16 protein-coding genes and 1 pseudogene are annotated in these 18,049 nt (G+C 72.0%); 7 read left to right on the forward strand and 10 right to left on the reverse strand.

The annotated features are described in order from the left end of the window. Window positions 1-11 precede the first annotated feature (11 nt). Together ACIA6T_RS05590 and ACIA6T_RS05595 are read right to left on the reverse strand one after the other, a co-directional pair. Window positions 12-665 (reverse strand): hypothetical protein, encoded by a 654-nt coding sequence (locus tag ACIA6T_RS05590; protein ID WP_399445255.1) that lies wholly within the window; start codon window positions 663-665, stop codon window positions 12-14. Between the two features lie 83 nt (window positions 666-748). Next, window positions 749-1,129 (reverse strand): annotated as a pseudogene (locus ACIA6T_RS05595) (hypothetical protein); the annotation flags it as partial. Between the two features lie 404 nt (window positions 1,130-1,533). Here ACIA6T_RS05595 and ACIA6T_RS05600 point away from each other — a divergent pair. Continuing rightward, window positions 1,534-2,115, forward strand: a complete 582-nt coding sequence (locus ACIA6T_RS05600; protein ID WP_399445257.1) for a TMEM165/GDT1 family protein — start codon at window positions 1,534-1,536, stop codon at window positions 2,113-2,115. A gap of 206 nt (window positions 2,116-2,321) precedes the next feature. After that, window positions 2,322-2,984, forward strand: a complete 663-nt coding sequence (locus ACIA6T_RS05605; protein WP_399445258.1) for an HAD-IA family hydrolase — start codon at window positions 2,322-2,324, stop codon at window positions 2,982-2,984. 437 nt (window positions 2,985-3,421) lie between these two features. Here the strand turns inward: ACIA6T_RS05605 and ACIA6T_RS05610 are convergent, their stop codons facing one another. Then, window positions 3,422-4,513: a peptidoglycan-binding protein gene (locus ACIA6T_RS05610; protein WP_399445259.1), complete on the reverse strand. Its 1,092-nt coding sequence runs from the start codon at window positions 4,511-4,513 to the stop codon at window positions 3,422-3,424. Between the two features lie 161 nt (window positions 4,514-4,674). Here ACIA6T_RS05610 and ACIA6T_RS05615 point away from each other — a divergent pair, with 161 nt between their 5' ends. Continuing rightward, window positions 4,675-6,780 carry a DHA2 family efflux MFS transporter permease subunit gene (locus ACIA6T_RS05615; RefSeq protein ID WP_399445260.1) on the forward strand — a complete coding sequence of 702 codons (2,106 nt, stop codon included), beginning with the start codon at window positions 4,675-4,677 and terminating at the stop codon, window positions 6,778-6,780. 22 nt (window positions 6,781-6,802) lie between these two features. Here ACIA6T_RS05615 and ACIA6T_RS05620 read toward each other — a convergent pair whose 3' ends face one another. Continuing rightward, window positions 6,803-7,294, reverse strand: coding sequence for a GNAT family N-acetyltransferase (locus tag ACIA6T_RS05620; RefSeq protein ID WP_399445261.1), 492 nt, complete (start codon window positions 7,292-7,294; stop codon window positions 6,803-6,805). Between the two features lie 158 nt (window positions 7,295-7,452). Between ACIA6T_RS05620 and ACIA6T_RS05625 the strand changes: the two genes are divergently transcribed. Then, window positions 7,453-8,115, forward strand: a complete 663-nt coding sequence (locus tag ACIA6T_RS05625) for a hypothetical protein (RefSeq protein ID WP_399445262.1) — start codon at window positions 7,453-7,455, stop codon at window positions 8,113-8,115. A 3-nt stretch (window positions 8,116-8,118) separates the two neighbouring features. Then, window positions 8,119-8,853: a hypothetical protein gene (locus tag ACIA6T_RS05630; protein WP_399445263.1), complete on the forward strand. Its 735-nt coding sequence runs from the start codon at window positions 8,119-8,121 to the stop codon at window positions 8,851-8,853. On the opposite strand, the gene ACIA6T_RS05635 is transcribed toward ACIA6T_RS05630, so the two are convergent. Next, on the reverse strand, window positions 8,842-9,273 hold the full coding sequence (locus ACIA6T_RS05635) for a DUF1992 domain-containing protein (RefSeq protein ID WP_399445265.1): 432 nt from the start codon (window positions 9,271-9,273) through the stop codon (window positions 8,842-8,844). The two genes, ACIA6T_RS05630 and ACIA6T_RS05635, sit on opposite strands and share 12 nt — an antisense overlap. Window positions 9,274-9,374: 101 nt before the next feature. On the opposite strand from ACIA6T_RS05635, the gene ACIA6T_RS05640 reads away from it, so the two are divergent. Then, entirely contained in the window at window positions 9,375-9,767 is a 393-nt protein-coding gene (locus ACIA6T_RS05640; protein ID WP_399445266.1) for a hypothetical protein, read from the forward strand. 10 nt (window positions 9,768-9,777) lie between these two features. Here the strand turns inward: ACIA6T_RS05640 and ACIA6T_RS05645 are convergent, their stop codons facing one another. After that, complete coding sequence (locus tag ACIA6T_RS05645; RefSeq protein WP_399445267.1) at window positions 9,778-10,458, reverse strand: O-methyltransferase; 681 nt, start codon at window positions 10,456-10,458, stop codon at window positions 9,778-9,780. 79 nt (window positions 10,459-10,537) lie between these two features. Then, complete coding sequence (proP, locus tag ACIA6T_RS05650; RefSeq protein ID WP_399445268.1) at window positions 10,538-11,953, reverse strand: glycine betaine/L-proline transporter ProP; 1,416 nt, start codon at window positions 11,951-11,953, stop codon at window positions 10,538-10,540. A 386-nt stretch (window positions 11,954-12,339) separates the two neighbouring features. Here proP and ACIA6T_RS05655 point away from each other — a divergent pair, with 386 nt between their 5' ends. Beyond that, window positions 12,340-14,391: a bifunctional glycosyltransferase 87/phosphatase PAP2 family protein gene (locus ACIA6T_RS05655; protein WP_399445269.1), complete on the forward strand. Its 2,052-nt coding sequence runs from the start codon at window positions 12,340-12,342 to the stop codon at window positions 14,389-14,391. A 109-nt stretch (window positions 14,392-14,500) separates the two neighbouring features. On the opposite strand, the gene ACIA6T_RS05660 is transcribed toward ACIA6T_RS05655, so the two are convergent. The 3 genes from ACIA6T_RS05660 to ACIA6T_RS05670 all read right to left on the reverse strand — a co-directional run bounded on the left by ACIA6T_RS05660 (window position 14,501) and on the right by ACIA6T_RS05670 (window position 17,978). Beyond that, the gene (locus ACIA6T_RS05660; protein WP_399445270.1) at window positions 14,501-15,619 is read right to left on the reverse strand and encodes an NADH:flavin oxidoreductase; all 1,119 of its coding nucleotides are present in this window, start codon (window positions 15,617-15,619) and stop codon (window positions 14,501-14,503) included. Between the two features lie 143 nt (window positions 15,620-15,762). Further along, window positions 15,763-17,346: an MDR family MFS transporter gene (locus tag ACIA6T_RS05665; protein WP_399445271.1), complete on the reverse strand. Its 1,584-nt coding sequence runs from the start codon at window positions 17,344-17,346 to the stop codon at window positions 15,763-15,765. A 32-nt stretch (window positions 17,347-17,378) separates the two neighbouring features. Continuing rightward, window positions 17,379-17,978: an NADPH-dependent FMN reductase gene (locus tag ACIA6T_RS05670; protein WP_399445272.1), complete on the reverse strand. Its 600-nt coding sequence runs from the start codon at window positions 17,976-17,978 to the stop codon at window positions 17,379-17,381. Window positions 17,979-18,049 lie beyond the last annotated feature (71 nt).

Here is an 18,049-nt window from a genome sequence, read left to right on the forward strand (position 1 = left end):
AGGAGATTCAATCATCCCCCGGTCTCCCGGGCTTTGTCGTGGTGGACCAGCTCGGTCATCTTCAGCAGGAGACGGAAGTACTGAAATGCCTGGGGAAAGTCCCGTGGACAGCCCAGGTGGGCGAGGTGTCGGCGTAGCTCCGGCAGGCACTTCTCGATGACGGTCTGTCGGTCGGCATCAAGCTCCGCGTTGTTCGCGAGGTAGGTCGAGACGCAGTCGGCCAGCCATGTGTCCAGCTCGACCAGGGCACCCTTGTTGTCGGCCGGAACGTCGGGGAAGGGGGATCGGCAGTGGGTTTCCCAGAGCCGCCCGACCTCACCGAGTGTCGCCTGTTTCCCGTCGGGACCGGGCCATCTCCACCCGAGCAGGTAGCGAACCTCCGCCCGGCGTGGAGTCCGCCGGTGCCGGGCCTTGCAGACGCGGCGGCGATCGGCGAACGACTCCATTTCCATCAGCCATACCGTGCGGCTGGCCTCCAGCTTCTCTAGGGCGTGAAGTAGTGCTGCCTCATCGTTTCTGAGGTCACCCGCCGTGCTCAGATACGACAACGTTCCGTGGAATCCGAGCGGGCAGCAGCAACTCACAGCACTTCTCAGAGCCAGGTGGCGCCTGCTCAAAGGGAGATCGCGACCACGGACGTGCCTGGCATACACACGGAAGCTCATGCGCTGATCATCTCGCAGCCGCCAGTTGTCAGCGATATGCCGCTGACGTATTGAACTGTAGAAATACCGATTCAGATCGTCGCGGCTACGGATACGAGGTGGTCGATGTCGACGTCGGAGGCGGCGGACCAGGTGGCGCCGTCGTACGGGGAGTACCAGCTGCCGCTGGTGGCGGCGCAGGAGGAGTCGGTGACGACGCCCGAGCCGTCGCGCTTGAGGACGGTCTCGCGGGTGTTGCAGGTGCCGGACTGGGTGATCCAGTGCGGGAAGAGGTCACGGTCGTAGCCGGTGCGGTTCTCGGTGCGGACGTCGAGGGTGGCGAGGTAGCCGCGGGCGGTGGCGGCGCTGACCGGGGTGGGGAGGGCGGCGGAGGCGTTCGGTCCGTTGAACAGGCCGACGGAGGCTATGAGTCCGGTGAACGCCGCGACTATGCTGAGCCGTCGACGCGCGTAGAACTTCGACATGCGAACTCCCTTGTGGGGTGGGGCCGTTGGCGTGCGGGCAGGGGAATGCTCGCGACGCCGGGTGGCCGGGAGGGGTGGATCCGGTAAGAAGGTAATGACGCGTGCATGACACGTCTATGGTTCAGGCGTGAAATTTCCGCGTACGAGGTCCGGCGCGGACGTCGCGTACCATGGGCGGCGCAGAAGGGGAGTAGCTCTTCGCCGGACCGTCGACATACTGCTCAGCTCGTCTGAGCCGGCGCCCGGAGGCGGGCCTCGTGACGCGAGGCCGGCCAGCGAGACCTTCGGCAAGCAGTGCACGCCCGTGCCGTACGGCACGGGCGCCACGTGTGCTGCCGTGCCGAGGTGTCCCGTGGAATCGCACAGCACTCTCGGCGGGGCAGTCCCGACCGATTGAGGAACCGTTGATCAGCCTGACCGTGACGGCCGTCGTCTTCGGCGTCGTCTTCCTCGCCGAACTGCCGGACAAGACCGCGCTCGCCGGCCTCGTCCTCGGCACCCGCTACCGCGCCTCCTACGTCTTCGCCGGTGTCGCCGCCGCCTTCGCGCTGCACGTCGCGCTCGCGGTGGCGGCCGGAAGTGTGCTCACGCTGCTGCCGCAGCAGATCGTGCACGCGATCACGGGTGTGCTCTTCCTGGGCGGCGCGGCGGTGCTGCTGATGAGGAAGGACGAGGACGAGGAGGAGGTCCGCAGGCCGGAGAACCAGTCCTTCTGGAAGGTCTCCGGGGCCGGGTTCATGCTGATCCTGGTCGCCGAGTTCGGCGATCTGACGCAGATCATGACGGCCAACCTCGCCGCCCGCTACGACGACCCGCTCTCCGTCGGCCTGGGTGCGGTGCTCGCGCTGTGGTCGGTCGCCGGGCTCGGCATCGTCGGCGGAAAGGCGCTGATGAAGCGGGTGCCGCTCAAGCTGATCACGCAGATCGCGGCGCTGCTGATGCTGGGTCTGGGCGTGTGGAGCCTGTGGGAGGCGATCGCCGGGTGACGCCCGGCCGCGCGGGCCCCTCGCGGTGACGGCGGGCCGAAGCGTCGGTGAACGGTCGGCGAAGGAGGTGGCGGGATGCCGGGTTTGTTTTGTACCGTGGGTGAACAAAGTGGCTCCCGCCCGTTTTCCCTGACCGGCGGGCGGGGTCACTCTGTCCCCCGGGCCACCCCGCCCGACGCCTCCTCCGCCGCGTCTTGGAGCTGCCGATGACGGCCACCGCCGTACTCACCGCCCGCGCCCTCCTGCTGGACATGGACGGCACCCTCGTCAACTCCGACGCCTCCGTCGAACGCGTCTGGCGGCGCTGGGCCGGCCGGAACGGGCTCGACGGCGACGAGGTCATGAAGGTCGTGCACGGGCGCCAGGGATACGCCTCGATGGCCCTGCTGCTGCCCGGCCGCCCGATGGAACGGAACCACGCCGACAACGCCCGCATGCTCGCCGAGGAGACCGCGGACACCGAGGGCGTCGTCGAGGTGCCGGGCGCCCGCGCGTTCCTCGCCTCCCTGAAGGGGCTGCCGCACGCGCTCGTGACCTCCGCCGACGTCGCCCTGTCGACGGCGCGGATGGCCGCCGCCGGCCTTGAGCAGCCCGGCGTGCGGGTGACGGCGGAGTCCGTCGGCGCGAGCAAGCCCGACCCCGAGGGCTTCCTGAAGGGCGCGGCGGAACTGGGCGTCGACCCGGCCGACTGCGTGGTCTTCGAGGACTCCGGCGCGGGTATCGCCGCGGGCCGCGCGGCCGGGATGCGGGTCGTGGGCATCGGCCCGCGGGCCGGCTTCCACGCTCCGGACGCACTCGTACGCGACCTGACCCGGGTACGGGTGGAGGCGGCGGCCGACGGCACGATCCGGTTGCACATCACGGAGTAGCCCTCCCCAGAGGGCCGCGCCCTTACGGCTCGCGCTTCCGGCGCCAGGCGCGTCCGTGGGCGGCCCGTACCCGACCCGCCCGACGTGCCGCGGTCGCCACACGGCCCGGGACGCGGGCGCCCGCGACTCGCGCGGGCCCCGTCCGCGACGGCTCCCGAGGTTTCGTGAAGCCTCCCCCGGTCGCCGAGGGCGTCGTGCGGTCCGGTGTGTGGCGCTGGGCCGGCTGCGGCCCGCGCGGGCCTCGCCCGTAGCGGCTTCCGGGGCTTTGCGGGGCGGCGGGCCGGGTGCTCTCCCGGTTGCCGTGGACGCCGGGCGGTCCGGTCGTGGCCCCGCGTGGGCTCTGTGCGCAGCGGCTTGCGGGGCGGCGGGCCGGGTGCCCTCCCGCTCGTCACGGACACCGGGCGGTCCGGTGTGTGGCCCCGTGTGGGGCCGGGGTGTCACGGCTCCTGGGTCTCCGTCTCCAGGCGGGTCCGGGTTTCCGGGCCGTAGACGCTCAGTTCGGACTGGAGGCCCCGGGGCCACTGGTAGTTGCGCAGGGCTTCCTCCACGCGGCGGTTGAACTGGCCGTTGATCTCGTCGTTGTAGAGGTACAGCTGGCGCAGGCGCTGCTGGAGTTCCGTGACCTCCGCGCCCCGGTCGCCGTGGCGCAGTACCGGGCCGGTGCTGCCGCCTTCGGCCTCCTCCGTGTCCTCGGCGGAGTCGGCCGGTGCCGTGGTCGTCGGGGTCGAGGCCGGTTCGGCGGACTCCGACGGGCTCGCCGACGTGGTGGACGCCGACGGTGACGGCGAGGCCGACGCGCTCGCGCTCGCCGACGGGGAGGCCGACGGGGAGGCGGACGACGACGGCGCGGCGGAGGACGCGTCGGCCGACGGTTCCGCGGAGGGCGAGGAGGACGACGGGTCCGGGACGCTCGCCCTGACGTCCTCCGGCGCCGCGCCGTCCCGGGACGGCGTCTCGTAGGAGAACACTCCGCTCGCCCACCCCGCCGCCCCCACCACGGCGACCACGGCCCCGGCGACCGCGAGCAGCATCCCGCGCCGGCGCCGGCGCGGCGGTGCCTCGTCGGAGTGCGCCGGGCCGGGCGCGGCGGGGACGGCCGCGAGGGGCCGCGTGGTGTCGAACAGGTGCAGATCGGTGGCGTTCGGCCGGGCGGCCCCGGGCGCCAGCGGCGTCGGCAGGACGGACGTCGGGTCCGTCGCGCCGGGCGCCGCCTCCGCCGGGACGGCGCGCAGGGTCATGGTCTCGTCGGCCGCCCCCGGGGCGCCGGGCTCTCCCGCGGACGGAGCGGGCGCACCCGCCGCACCGGTGGCCTCCGCGGGCCCGTCCGGCGTACTCCGCCCGGCCCCGCCGTCCAGCTCGACGTACGGCCGTATGCGCAGCGGATCGAAGTCCTCCGCGGCTGCGGCCTCCGCCGTACGGGCGTCGCGCAGGGCGTCGGACGCGCGGACGGTGCAGGCGCATGACGGCGTGTTGTCGCTGTTTCTGGGCGCACCGCACTCCGGGCACGGGTGTCCGTTCGGCTGTTCCACGTGTTCGTCCCTCCCCTCGCGAACTCCAGAGATTATGCAGATCTTCTTCACAGTCCTGTCCGCGCGCCCCCGGAATGTGGACTTCCGGAAGGGCTCAACAGGCCATAACAGGACACACCGATCACGATGGACGGTGGAACCAGTTCTCTGTGGAGGTCTTCATGGCCGGGGACGCGCGCCGTACGACGCCGAAGGTGAGCAACGCGGGGCCCGTACCCGGCGCCGGACCACCGGGCCGTGCCACCGGCGACCGTGCCGCCGGCGACCGGGAGCACGTGTCCGGGAACGTCGTGGTCTCGATCGGCGCCCTGCTGCTCGGCCTGCTGCTCGCCGCCCTCGACCAGACCATCGTCGCCACCGCGCTGCCCACCATCGTCAGCGAACTGGGCGGCCTGGAACACCTGTCCTGGGTGGTCACCGCGTATCTGCTGGCCTCCACCGCCGCGACCCCGCTGTGGGGCAAGCTCGGCGACCAGTACGGGCGCAAGAAGCTCTTCCAGACCGCCATCGTGATCTTCCTGGTGGGCTCCGCGCTGTGCGGCGCGGCGCAGGACATGTCCCAGCTGATCGCGTTCCGCGCGCTCCAGGGCCTGGGCGGCGGCGGGCTGATCGTGCTGTCGATGGCGATCGTCGGCGACCTCGTCCCGCCCCGCGAACGCGGCCGCTACCAGGGCATGTTCGGGGCGGTGTTCGGCGCGACGAGCGTCCTCGGACCCCTGCTCGGCGGACTGTTCACCGAGCACCTGAGCTGGCGCTGGGTGTTCTACATCAACCTGCCCGTCGGGGTCGTCGCCCTCGCCGTGATCGCGGCGGTGCTGCACATCCCGCGCCGGCGGACCAAGCACGTCATCGACTACCTCGGCACCTTCCTCATCGCCTCCGTCGCCACCTGCCTGGTGCTGGTCGCCTCCCTCGGCGGCACCACCTGGGAGTGGGCCTCACCGCAGATCATCGGGCTCGCGGTGCTCGGCGCGCTCCTCGCCGTGGCCTTCGTGGCCGTGGAACGGCGGGCCGCCGAGCCGGTGCTGCCGCTGAAGCTGTTCCGGGTGCGCACCTTCACGCTCTCCGCCGTGATCAGCTTCATCATCGGCTTCGCCATGTTCGGCGCGATGACCTATCTGCCGACCTTCCTCCAGGTGGTCCAGGGCGTCACCCCCACCATGTCCGGCGTGCACATGCTGCCGATGGTGGCCGGCATGCTGCTGTCCTCCACCGGCTCCGGCCAGATCGTCAGCCGCACCGGCCGCTGGAAGGTCTTCCCCATCGCCGGCACCGCCGTCACCACCCTCGGACTGCTGCTGCTCCACCAGCTCGACGCGGACAGCTCCACCGCCGAGATGAGCGCGTACTTCTTCGTCTTCGGCCTCGGACTCGGCCTGGTGATGCAGGTCCTGGTGCTGATCGTGCAGAACGCCGTCCCCTACGAGGACCTCGGCGTCGCCACCTCCGGCGCGACCTTCTTCCGCTCCATCGGCGCCTCGTTCGGCGTCGCCATCTTCGGCACGATCTTCGCGAGCCGCCTCGGCAGCGAGCTCACCGACGCCTTCAGGGGAACGCGGCTGCCGCCCGGCGTCTCCGCCGACTCCCTGGAGGCCGACCCGCGCGGCATCGCCGCCCTGCCGCCGGCCCTGCGCCCGCCGGCGCTCGACGCGTACGCCACCGCCATCACCGACGTCTTCCTGTACGCCGTACCCATCGCCCTCCTCGGATTCGCGCTGGCCTGGTTCCTCAAGGAGGACCGGCTGCGCGCCTCGGTCACCGCGCCCGACGTCACCGAGACGCTCGCCAGCAACCCCGTGGAGCGGTCCTCGTACGACGAGGTGTGCCGTGCGCTGTCGGTGCTCGGCACCCGCGAGGGACGCCGTGAGATCTACCGGAGGATCACCGACCGCGCGGGCTACGACCTGCTGCCCGCGACGAGCTGGATGCTCCTGCGCATCAGGAAGCACGGCTCGGTGGAACCGGCCCGGCTCGCCGAACGCAGCCCCGTCCCGCTGAACGTCGTCCTCGAAGCCGCCCGCCAGGCCGAGATACGGCACCTCGCCGTGCGCCGGGGCCTCGACATGGTGCTCACCGACGAGGGGCGCCAGGTGACGGAGCGGCTGGCGCGGGCCCGCGAGGAGTCGCTGGCCGAGCTGCTCGGCGACTGGTGGGGGCCGGACCGCCCGACCGACCTGGTGCGGCTGGTGCACGAACTGAACGACGAGCTGTGCGGCTCCCGGAGCGAACGCCCGCACGACGAACGGACGGTGGCACGGGCCCGCTGAGGCGCCTCCTCGGCCCGGCTCCTCAGCCCAGCTCCTTGGCGAACCAGTGCTCGGCGTACGGGTCGGTGTTGTGCGGCCCGGTCTCCGTGTAGCCGAGCCGGGCGTACAGCGCCCGCGCCTCGACGAGGTCCCCGCGCGTGTCCAGGATCATCCGGGTGGCGCCCGAGGCACGGGCCGCGTCCTCGGCGGCCCGCACCAGCAGCGCCGCCCCGCCCCTGCCCCGCATCCCCTCGTACAGGAACACCCGGGTCAGCTCGGCGGTCGTACCGGCCGGCAGCCGGACGCCCGCGCTGCCGGCCGGCTCGCCCGCGTACCGCGCGACCAGCAGCAGGCCCTCCGGCGGTGCGAGGTCGGCCCCCGACACGGCGGCGATCTCCCGCTCCAGCTCCTCGGGGCCGGTCCGCCGCCCCTCGTGCAGCAGGTACCAGCGGTCGCTGACCTCCGTGTAGTACGCCCGCCACAGCGCGGCGGCGACGGGGGAGTCGTACGGTTCCGGGGCCACGGTCCACACCATGCCCGCATTCTCGGCGGGCCCTCCGGCCGGCCCGCAAGCGAATAAGCCGTGGCGGACCGTGACGGCCCCGAACTGTTTGTGGGTGAACCTTCGGGCAACCCGGAAGACGAACCGGCTCGCGAGGAGTGCCGGTTGGGCCGATAACCCGGAAGGCATCCATGTCCACTGGCCTGATCATTGCGTTGATCGTGATTGTCGCGGTCGCCGTCGTCGCGGCCGTACTGATTTCGCGCGCCCGCGGCCCGCGGCACGGCGCCGGTCTGAAGCGGCGCTTCGGACCCGAGTACGACCGTGCCGTCGCCCGGCACGACGGGGACACCAAGGCCGCCGAGCGGGAGCTCGCCGAGCGCGTGGAGCGCCACGGCGACCTGCGCGTACGGCCGTTGGAGTCCACCGAGCGGGAGAGGTACGAGGTGCGCTGGACGGCCGTCCAGGAGCGGTTCGTCGACGCGCCGCGGGAGGCGGTCGCCGAGGCGGACCGGCTGATCGCCGAACTCGCCGCCGCCCGCGGCTTCCCCGCCGACGGGCACTACGAGGACCAGCTCGCCGCGCTGTCCGTGCACCACGCCCACCATGTCGAGGGCTACCGGCGCGTGCACCGGGTGGCGCAGGCCCGCGCGAACGACGGTGGCGCGGGCACCGAGGAGATGCGCGAGGCCCTCGTCGAGGCCCGCGCGCTGTTCGAGGAACTGGTGCGGCCGTCCCGGCACGAGGCCGGACGCCACCGCGCCGGCGCGGACGGCGACCGTACGTCCCCGGCCGCCGGCCGCGGCCACCACACACCGTCGTTGTTCCACCGGCACCAGGCGAAGGAGAGCTGACCGATGACCGACGCCACCCGACGCCCCGGCGACACCCCGCCTGTCGAGGGGCACCGCACCACACCCGACGTCCGGAGCGACGCCTCGGCCCCCGATGCCCGGAGCGACGCCCCGGACCCGGGCGCCCGCGGCTTCGGCACCCGTGGAGGGGCCGGCCGTACGGCCCCCGGCCCCCTGGGCGAGGCCTCGGTTCCCGGTGCCCGGGGCGGCGCCCCGGACGCGGGCACACGCGGCTTCGGCACCCGCGAGGAAACCGGCCGCACCGCTCCCGGTGCCTGGGGGGACGCCCCTGACGCGGGAGCCCGCGGCAGCGGCCTCGGCACCCGTGAGGAAACCGGCCGCACCACCCCCGGCGGCGAGAGCCCGCCGGCCGCCGCACACCCGAAGCCCGACGCCACCGCCCCTGCCGGCACCGGTACGCACCACGACGCCGACCGGACCCCCGTCGCCCGTCTTCTCCGGCTCGACGACACCGACAAGCTCACGGCGCGGTTGCAGCACGCCGTGGCCGGGTTCGTCGACGCGCCGCGGGACGCCGTGCAGGAGGCGGATCGCGCACTGGAGGAACTCACCGCGCGCTTCACGGACGCGGTGACCGAGCGGCGCCGTACCCTGCGGCGGTCCTGGCACACCGACGGCGCCGAAACGAGCGGGGCCGCGGCGGCGACCGACACCGAGCAACTGCGGCTCGCCCTGCGGGACTACCGCGAACTGGCGGAACGGCTGCTACACGCCTGAGCCGTCCGACCCGCCCGTCGCCGCCCGGCGCTCCCGCCACTGCCCTACGACGTCCTCGACGTCGTAGGGCTTCTTGCCCAGCGGGGGGCCGGGCGGCGGCTTGAACATCATGTCGCTGATCTTCGCGTTGATCTCCGTGAGGATCTTCCGGACGATCCGCTCCGAGGGTGCCGCGAGGGCCGCCTCCAGCGCGTCCTCGGCCTCCTTGCGCAGGGCCAGCGTCGGCGGCAGCACCGAGAAGCCCTCACGGGCCATCTTCCGCTTGACCCACCACAGTTCGTCGTAGGTGGTCTCGACCTCGCGGGGGAGTGGCTTGCCCACCCCCGCCAGCTGCTCGAACTCGCCGCGCGCCTCGGCATCACGGATCTGCTTGTCGACCCAGCTCTCGAAATCGACGCCAGGTGGCTTTCGCTCGGTCATGAGGCCATTGTGCCGGACGCCGTGGAGCCGGGCGTTTTATCATTCGGCGGCAGCGGGTCCGGGCCCCTCCGGTCCGCCAGGACGTCTCAGGAGGAGCCCACGTGCTCGAACTCACCATGGCCGCGGTGTCCGCGGCGGAAGCGGGCGCCACGGCCGGCATGCTCATGGCCGACGCGCCCAGCGAGCCGGGCACCGTGCTGCGGGTGGGCCGGGACAAGTCGCTGTGCCGGCTCTCCACGCCGGACGACTGGCTGTTCGTCTCGCGGGTCCACCTGGAGTTCCAGTGCGCGCCGGACGGCACCTGGCAGCTGGCCTGGCTGCGAGGCTCGCTGCCCGAGCCGTCCTCCGAGGTGCGGCTGACCGTCGGCGGGTACGAGCACCCGGTCGCCTACGGCGGCACCGTCGCGCTGCCCCGGGGCGGCAGCGGCGAGGTCGTCGTCCAGGACCGCACCGCCCCGCGCAGCGTCAACGTGGGCTTCTACCACGAGGTGTAGGGCACAGGGCTCAGGCCAGCACCCGGGCCAGCGCGAAGCCGTCGTAGTCCTTGGCGCCGACCGTCTGGACCGCCGTACCGCTCAGCCGGGGGTGGCCGCCGATCAGGTCGAGGGCGGCGCGGGTGCCCAGCACGTCCGGGTCGGTGTTGTCCGGGTCGGCCACCCGGCCGCCGCGCACCACGTTGTCGAGGATGATCAGGCTGCCCGTGCTGGTCAGCCTGAGCGCCCACTCCATGTAGTGCGGGTTGTTCACCTTGTCGGCGTCGATGAAGACCACGTCGAACGGCGGCGGGTTCTCGTCGGCCAGCCGGGGCAGCGACTCCAGCGCCGCGCCCACCCGCACCTCGACCTGCTTGTCGAGCCCCGCGCGGGCGATGTTGCGGACGGCGACCTCGGCGTGGCCGGGGTCGTACTCCAGGGAGATCAGCCGTCCGTCGGCGGGGAGGGCGCGGCCCAGCCAGATGGTGCTGTAACCACCGAGCGTGCCGATCTCCAGGATGTTCCTGGCCCCCTGCAGCTGGGCGAGGAGCTGGAGCAGCTTGCCCTGCAGGGGCGACACGGCGATCGGCGGGAGCCCGGCGGCGTCGCTGTCGCGCAGGGCCGCCGCCAGGGCGTCGTCGTCGGGGGCGTCGGGCAGGAGACGGCCGGTGAAGTAGTCGTCCACCTTCTGCCAGAGCTGCGACTCGCTCATGCACCTGTACCTTCCGTACGGCTGGTTAGCTTGTCTAACTAATGCCGTTGACGAAGATACGCCGTGCCCCCGCCGCCCGTCAGGCGTTCTCCCGGTGTGTCCCGGCCTCCCCGGCCTCCAGCGAGGGAGCCGACCCCGGCAGCGGGCGGCCCGCCGACTCGGCCATGCGCCACACCGCGAAACCGCCGATCACGGCCGCCGCCATCATGTAGTAGGCGGGCATCATCATGTCGCCGGTCGCGCCGATCAGGGCCGTGACCACCAGCGGGGTGGTGCCGCCGAACAGGGACACCGAGACGTTGAAGCCGATCGACAGCGAGCCGTAGCGCACCCGGGTCGGGAACAGCGCGGGCAGCGCGGACGGCATGGCGGCGGTGAAGCAGACCAGGAGCAGGCCGAGCGCGCCCATGCCGGCGGCGACCGCGAGCAGACCGCCGTCGCGGATCAGCAGCAGCGCCGGCACGGACAGCACCAGGAACCCGGCGCAGCCGGCCGCGATCACCGGACGGCGGCCGACCCGGTCGGTCAGCGCGCCGGCGAACGGCTGGACGATCATCATCAGCACCATCACGCCGAGCACGACGACCAGGCCGTGCGTGGCGTCGTAGCCCAGCTCGCTGGTGAGGTAGCTCGGCATGTACGACAGCAGCATGTAGTCGGTGACGTTGAAGACCAGCACCAGGCCCACGCACAGCAGCAGCGCGCGCCACTGGCCGGTCACCATCTCCCGCAGCGGCACCTTAGGGCGCTCGCTCTCGGCCTTGGCGACCTCGGCCGCGAACGCCGGGGTCTCCTCCAGGCGCATCCGCAGGTACAGGCCGATGATGCCCATCGGGCCCGCGATCAGGAACGGGATCCGCCAGCCCCAGGACAGCAGGTCGTCCGACGACAGCAGCGCGGTCATCAGCGTGACCAGGCCCGCGCCGCCGATGTATCCGGCGAGGGTGCCGAACTCCAGCCAGCTGCCGAGGAAGCCGCGCCGCTTGTCGGGGGCGTACTCGGCGATGAAGGTGGAGGCGCCGGCGTACTCGCCGCCGGTGGAGAAGCCCTGCACCAGACGGGCCGCCAGCAGCAGGATCGGGGCGCCGACGCCGATCGCGGCGTAGGACGGGATGAGGCCGATGGCGAAGGTGCCCGCCGCCATCATGATCATCGTGAGGGCGAGGACCTTCTGCCGCCCCACGCGGTCGCCGAGCGGGCCGAAGACCATGCCGCCGAGCGGGCGGACCAGGAAGGCCGCGGCGAAGGCGCCGAACGTGGACAGCAGCTGGGCGGTGGGGTTGCCCGAGGGGAAGAAGACCTTGCCCAGCGTGACCGCGATGTAGCTGTAGACACCGAAGTCGAACCATTCCATCGCGTTGCCGAGCGCCGCCGCCTTCACGGCGCGCCGGACGAGCGCGGGGTCGGTGACGGTGGGAGCGGGGGTGTGCGCGGCGCCGGCCTTCTGTGAGGCCTTCCGCGTGGACGGGGGAGCGGTGACCGTGACAGTGGCCAAAACTTCGCTCGCCTACCTTTCGACGGGAACAGGGACGGGTCCGCGCGGCGGCGCTGTCGGCGGGCCGAAGAAAACGACGATAGGCGCCGTTGGTGCCGTTACGGGCGGTACGGACTTAGCTGCACAGTGCACCTAAATGGGGGGTGTGCAGGCACGCGGCACCGCCCCCGAGGGCTTCGGCCGACCGTCCGGTGTGACCCTTCTCGCGCCCTTCGCGGGCGACGGCGATCGGTGTGATCCCTCACCGTCCGGGCAAAAGCCGCGGGGTCGTCGGGCGGGGCGGGAGTCGCTTGCGGCCTGCCCGGAGGGCGCGAACCCTATGCTCGTCACGGAGAGGTATCACACGGTGACGTGGTGTGAGGTGGGCGGGTGGGAGGCCGGCGAGGGTGAGGAACGCGGACCGCAGCGGACGAGCGGCGGAGCCCTACGGGGCGACAGCCGCCGGTGGCACCCGGGCACGGCTGCGCATGGCACGCCTCGGACTCTGGACGCTCGCCGCCGCCCTCGCCGCACGCCAGGTCACCGCCGTCCTCACCACGTCACCCGGGGAACGGCTGACCGAACCGGAGACCTGGGTGGGCCCCGGGGGCGTCCTGCACGTCAGCGGCTCCCTCTACGACTCCACCCGGTTCACCGGCACCCCTTTCGGCGGGCTCGTCCTCAAACCCCTCACCGGCCCCGCCGAACAAGCCCTCGGCTGGGGCTGGACCTTCGGCACCCTGCTCCTGGTCGTCGCCCTCGGACTGATCGCCGTCCGCGCCCTGCCCCAGCCGGTCGGCCGCCGCACCGCGATCCTCGCCGGGCCCGTCGCCGTCAGCCTGCTCATGCTGTCCCTGCCGGTGCGCAACACCCTCTGGCTCGGCCAGACCAGCATCATCCCGGTCCTGCTCGTCCTGCTGGGCTGCTTCGTCGCGCGGGGGCAGCGCGTCAGCGGCGTACTGACCGGCGTCGCCGCCGCCCTCCAGCCCACCCTCCTCCTCTTCACCCCGCTGCTGTGGTTCACCGGCCGCCGCCGGGCCGCCGCCGCCACGGGCGTCACCTTCGCCGCGGCCACCGCGCTCGCCTGGGCCGCGCTGCCGCACGACTCCCCCACCTACTGGGTGCACCACCTGGCGGGCACCGGCCTCGGCGGCCCCGCCGACGATCCCGCCAACCAGTCCCTGCACGGCGCCCTGCTCCGCCTCGGCCTCCGGGGCCCACTGGAGACCGGCCTCTTCCTGCTGACCGGCGCCGCGGTCGTGGCCCTCGCCCTGCGCCGCGCGGTGCGCTACACCCGCGACGGCCAGCTCCTGCTCGCGGTCGCCGTCACCGGCTGCGCCGTCATCGCCGTCTCCCCCACCGCGTGGCAGCACCAGCTGCTGTGGGTGCTGCTCACCGTGGCCGGCCGGGTCGGCGGACGCGCCCGCGACCGCCTGGTGTGGCCCGTCGCCGTCATCCTGGTGATGACACTGCCGGCGAAGGCGATGCTGCCGAACATGGCGTTCCTGCACCCGCTGCGCGACAACACCGTCCTCCTGGCGGCCCTGGCCGCGGCCACCGCGGTCCCCTTCCTCTCCCGCGGCTCGCCGTACTTCCGCACACCGGTCCCGACCCCGTACGCCCCACCCGTCCCGGCCCGCTTCGCGTTCGTCCCGCTGCTGCCGTTCCTGCGCCGGGTGCTCATCCGCCCGAACCTCCTGCTCGAGCTCCTGCTGATCCGCGTCGCCTACACCGCGTACGCCCAGGTCCGCCTCGCCGCGACCGGCGGCAGCAACTCGGCGGGCCGCGCCCGCGCCGAGGAACACGGACGGCAGATCCTCGACCTCGAACGCCTGCTCCACATGGACATCGAGTACGCCGTCAACCACGCCGTGGTGAGGATCGGCCCGCTGCGGGAGTTCTTCGACTTCTACTACACGTCGTTCCACTTCGCCGTCCCGCTGGCCGTCCTCGGCCTGCTGTACTGGCGCCGCCCCGTCGACTACCGCTGGGCCCGTGCGAGCCTGGGCTTCGCCACCCTCCTCGCCCTGGTCGGCTTCTGGCTCTACCCGCTCGCCCCGCCCCGCCTGATGCCCGGCCTCGGCATCATCGACACGGTCCACGGCGTCCAGGACTTCACCCGGCCCGACTACGGCACCCTCACCCACCTCACCAACCAGTACGCGGCGATGCCGTCGCTGCACTTCGGCTGGTCCCTGTGGTGCGGACTGGTGATCGCGGTCATCGCGCCCAGGCCGTGGACGAAGGCCCTCGGCCTCCTCCACCCCCTGCTCACGGCCGCCGCGATCGTCACCACCGGCAACCACTGGATCCTGGACGCGGCCGGCGGCGCGGTCGTCGTCGGCGCCGGCTTCGGCCTGGCGTACCTCCTCCAGGGCCCGCGCTCCCGTACGGCGGTGGCCGCGGCCGAGCCCGGCGGTGAGCCGTCGGCGCCGGTGAAGGACCGTACTCCGAGCTGAGCCGGCACCCGCCGGGTGCGGACACCGTGAGCCGGGTGAACGCGCCGTGGCGGGCCGACGGACAGGGCTGGAACACGGGCCGGCGGTCGACTTCCCGCTGTCGGGAGACTCAGTCGAGTGTGCCGACGAGGCCCACGTGGAAGGGGTTGAGATCCTCGGCTCGGCCGCTGAGTACCTTGGTCAGCCAGTCCGGATCACCCAGGAGGGCCCGGCCGACCGCCACGAGGTCGAACTCGTCCCGTTCCAGACGGGCGAGCAGGCCGTCGATGTCGGTGACGCCCGCCTGTTCGCCCTGGAACACCTGGAGGAACTCGTTGCTGAGGCCCACCGCTCCCACGGTGATGGACGGTCTGCCGGAGAGCTTCTTCGCCCAGCCCGCGAGGTTGAGGTCGGAGCCGTCGAACTCGGGCAGGTGGAAACGGCGGGTGGAGCAGTGGAAAGCGTCGGTGCCCGCCTCGGCGAGCAGGCTGAGAATGGTCTCCAGTTCCTGCGGCGTCTCGGCGATCTTCGCCTGGAAGCCGTTCGTCTTCCACTGGGAGAGCCGGAAGAGGATCGGGAAGTCCTCGGACACGGACTCCCGGCAGGCCTCCACTATCTCTGCGGCGAAGCGGGCGCGGGAGGCGACATCGCCGCCGTACGCGTCGCTGCGCTTGTTGGTGTGGGCCCAGAGGAACTGGTCGATGAGATAGCCGTGCCCGCCGTGGATCTCGATGCCGTCGAAGCCGAGCGCCTCGGCCGCCGCTGCGGCGGTGGCGTAGGCCGCGATCACGTGATCGATGTCCGCCTGCGTCATCGCCTCCCCTGTCACCGAACCGTCCAGCGCGATGCCGGACGGACCGATCCGCGGGGCGTCGGGCACCGGCGGGGCTCCGTCTGCGCGTTCCATGCCGACGTGCCACAACTGCGGCATGATCCGGCCACCCGCCTCATGCACCGCGTCCGCCACCGCGGACCAGCCGACGAGCGCGTCGTCACCGTAAAAGCGTGGCACCCGGCTGCTGCTCCCCGCCGAGTCGTGGCCGACGTACGTGCCCTCGGTGATGATCAGGCCCACGCCGCCGGCCGCCCGCCGGGCGTAATACCGCGCCACATCTCCGCCCGGGACGCCGTCGGGGGAGAACTCGCGCGTCATCGGCGCCATGACGACGCGGTTGGGAAGAGTGAGGCTTCCCAGGGAGAAGGGGCGGACCAGTAGGTCTCTGGCACGTGCGGCCGAGTTGCTGGGCATCGTTCGTTCGCCTTCGGTAGAGGGCCGATCGCACGGCGAGGGGGCATGTGAACCGTGCGATCCGTACCTGGTCGGGGTGATGTGGCCTGGGCGGTCGAGGGCTGGCCTCGGCCGCGGCAGGCGATCGGACGAGAGGATGGGGCTCAGTCCGCGGTAGGTGTCCTGAGAGCGGCCTGTGCCGCGTCGGCGTCCGGTGGGTCCGTGGTCCCGGGGGCTGTCGCGTCGGCAGCCGGCGCCGCCCGTATGAACCACGCCGTGGCGAACGCGATCGCCGACAGGACCGCGGCGCCGACCACGACACCGTGCAGACCGCTGCTGACGGCTTCTTCGACGGCGTCGCGTGCCCCGGCGGACATGTCCTTCAACAGGGCCGGGGTGAGTTCGCCCCCGGCCGTCAGCCCGTCCTCGGCTTCGGAACCGAGCCGCTCGGCCAGCACGTCGCCCATGCGGTTGCTCTGCACGGCCCCCAGGACGGCGACCCCCAGGGAGCCGCCGAGGGTGCGCACGAGGGTGACCGTTCCGGTGGCGGCTCCCATGTCACGCGGAGCGGCGTTGTTCATGGTGGTGAGCAGGGTGGTCTGCATCAGGATGCCGACACCGACCCCGATGGTCAGAGTGAGCGCGGAGACCACGGCCACAGGGGTGTCCGTACCGGGCAGGAGCAGCAGCAGCGCGCCGCCGGTCATGACGGCACCGCCGGTGAGCGGCAGGACGCGCTCCAGGCCACCGCGGTCCACCATCCGCCCGGTGGTCAGCTGGGCCGTGAGTGAGCCGAGCATCAGGGGAAGGATGAGCATGCCGCTGACCGTGGACGAGGCGCCCTGCACGAACTGCAGGTACTGCGGAAGATAGTTGATCACGGAGACCAGAACGGCACCGACCAGGAAGCTGAGAACCTGGGCGAGGGCGAACTCGCGGCTGCGGAACAGGCTCGGCGGTGTGATCGGTTGCGCCGCGCGCAGCTCGACACGGGCGTACCACGCCAGGCTCACCGCGGCCGCCGCGCCGAGTCCGGCGATCTGGGGCGACGCCCAGGCATAGCTGGTGCCGGCCCAACTGGCCAGCAGGGTGAGGGCCAGGATGCCGGTGGTCAGGAGAGCCGCACCGAGGTAGTCGACCCGGACCTTGACGCGTTCGGTGTGCAGCACTACGCCTTGGGAGACCGCCAGCAGCGCGACGACACCGACCGGTACGTTCACGTAGAACGTCCAGCGCCAGTCCATGTAGTCGGTGATGAACCCGCCGAGCAGTGGCCCGCCGACAAAGGCGACGGGCAGCATCACGCCGACCATCGACTGGATGCGGCCCCGCTCCTGTTGTGGCACCAGCACCCCGATGACCGAAAGCGCCCCGACCATCAGCCCGCCGGCACCGAGCCCCTGAACGGCCCGGAAGGCGATGAGCTGGCCCATGCCCTGAGCCAGGCCGCACAGCATCGACCCGACCAGGAAGACCACCACCGCGGACATGTAGGCGCCCTTGCGGCCGTACAGGTCACCGAGTTTGCCCCAGACCGGGGTGGCGGCGGCCATGGTGAGCAGATACGCCGTCACCGACCACGAGAAGTTGTCGAGGCCTCCGAGGTCGCCCACGATCGTCGGGAGCGCGGTACTGACGATCTGCCCGTCGAGTGTGGCCAGGAAGATGCCGAGCATCAGCCCGAAGACGCCCAGGCGGGGCAGGGCCGGTCGGACGGGTGCGGGATTGTCCGCTGTGCGGTCGTTCATTGCTTCTCCCCCCATGCGCGCGTGGCAAGACGTCAGACGGCGTACGGACGGACGCGTTTGGCCTCACGCAGCGCGTGCCCCCACCAGCTGAGCTGGTCGAGCATGGCCTTGGCCGCGACGTCGCATCCCGGGTCGGACGGCTTGCCGTCCGCGTCGAAGACCTCGCCGTAGTTGTGGAAGCTGACGGTGTTGCGGATCGTCACCGCGTGGAGCTCCGCAAGCACGACGCGGAGCTGCTCGACGGCGCGCAGGCCGCCGGCGAGGCCGCCGTAGGACACGAAGCCGACCGGCTTGGCGTGCCACTGGTCGGTGTGCCAGTCGATGACGTTCTTCAACGGCGCCGGGAAGCTGTGGTTGTACTCCGGCGTGACGACGACGAAGGCGTCGGCTGCCGCCAGCCTCGGCGACACTGCGCCGAGCAGCCGCGTGACTTCCTGGGAGGGCGCCTGGCCGAAAGCCGGGAAAACCGTCGGCATGGGCGTCTCGACGAGGTCGACGAGATCCGCGGTCATGTTCTCGTGCCGCTGGATGTGGTCCTTCAGCCAGTCGGCCACGACGGGGCCGAATCGTCCGTCCCTGGTGCTGCCGATGATCACCGCGGTCCGCAGAGGACTGTCGTTCCGGTCGCCCATGAGAAACACCTCGATGTGTACGTCGTATCGGTTGCGTACAACGTACACATCAGAGTGTACGACGTCTACTC

Source organism: Streptomyces sp. NPDC051740 (assembly GCF_044453165.1).
GTDB classification, from domain to species: domain Bacteria; phylum Actinomycetota; class Actinomycetes; order Streptomycetales; family Streptomycetaceae; genus Streptomyces; species Streptomyces atrovirens.

Excerpts from the sequence above, each read along its gene's own strand:
- ACIA6T_RS05625 (WP_399445262.1), top strand. The coding sequence starts at position 7,453 with ATGTCCACTGGCCTGATCATTGCGTTGATCGTGATTGTCGCGGTCGCC.
- ACIA6T_RS05645 (WP_399445267.1), bottom strand. The coding sequence starts at position 10,458 with ATGAGCGAGTCGCAGCTCTGGCAGAAGGTGGACGACTACTTCACCGGC.
- ACIA6T_RS05590 (WP_399445255.1), bottom strand. The coding sequence starts at position 665 with ATGAGCTTCCGTGTGTATGCCAGGCACGTCCGTGGTCGCGATCTCCCT.
- ACIA6T_RS05620 (WP_399445261.1), bottom strand. The coding sequence starts at position 7,294 with ATGGTGTGGACCGTGGCCCCGGAACCGTACGACTCCCCCGTCGCCGCC.
- ACIA6T_RS05615 (WP_399445260.1), top strand. The coding sequence starts at position 4,675 with ATGGCCGGGGACGCGCGCCGTACGACGCCGAAGGTGAGCAACGCGGGG.
- ACIA6T_RS05665 (WP_399445271.1), bottom strand. The coding sequence starts at position 17,346 with ATGAACGACCGCACAGCGGACAATCCCGCACCCGTCCGACCGGCCCTG.
- ACIA6T_RS05630 (WP_399445263.1), top strand. The coding sequence starts at position 8,119 with ATGACCGACGCCACCCGACGCCCCGGCGACACCCCGCCTGTCGAGGGG.
- ACIA6T_RS05670 (WP_399445272.1), bottom strand. The coding sequence starts at position 17,978 with ATGGGCGACCGGAACGACAGTCCTCTGCGGACCGCGGTGATCATCGGC.
- ACIA6T_RS05635 (WP_399445265.1), bottom strand. The coding sequence starts at position 9,273 with ATGACCGAGCGAAAGCCACCTGGCGTCGATTTCGAGAGCTGGGTCGAC.
- ACIA6T_RS05605 (WP_399445258.1), top strand. The coding sequence starts at position 2,322 with ATGACGGCCACCGCCGTACTCACCGCCCGCGCCCTCCTGCTGGACATG.
- ACIA6T_RS05660 (WP_399445270.1), bottom strand. The coding sequence starts at position 15,619 with ATGCCCAGCAACTCGGCCGCACGTGCCAGAGACCTACTGGTCCGCCCC.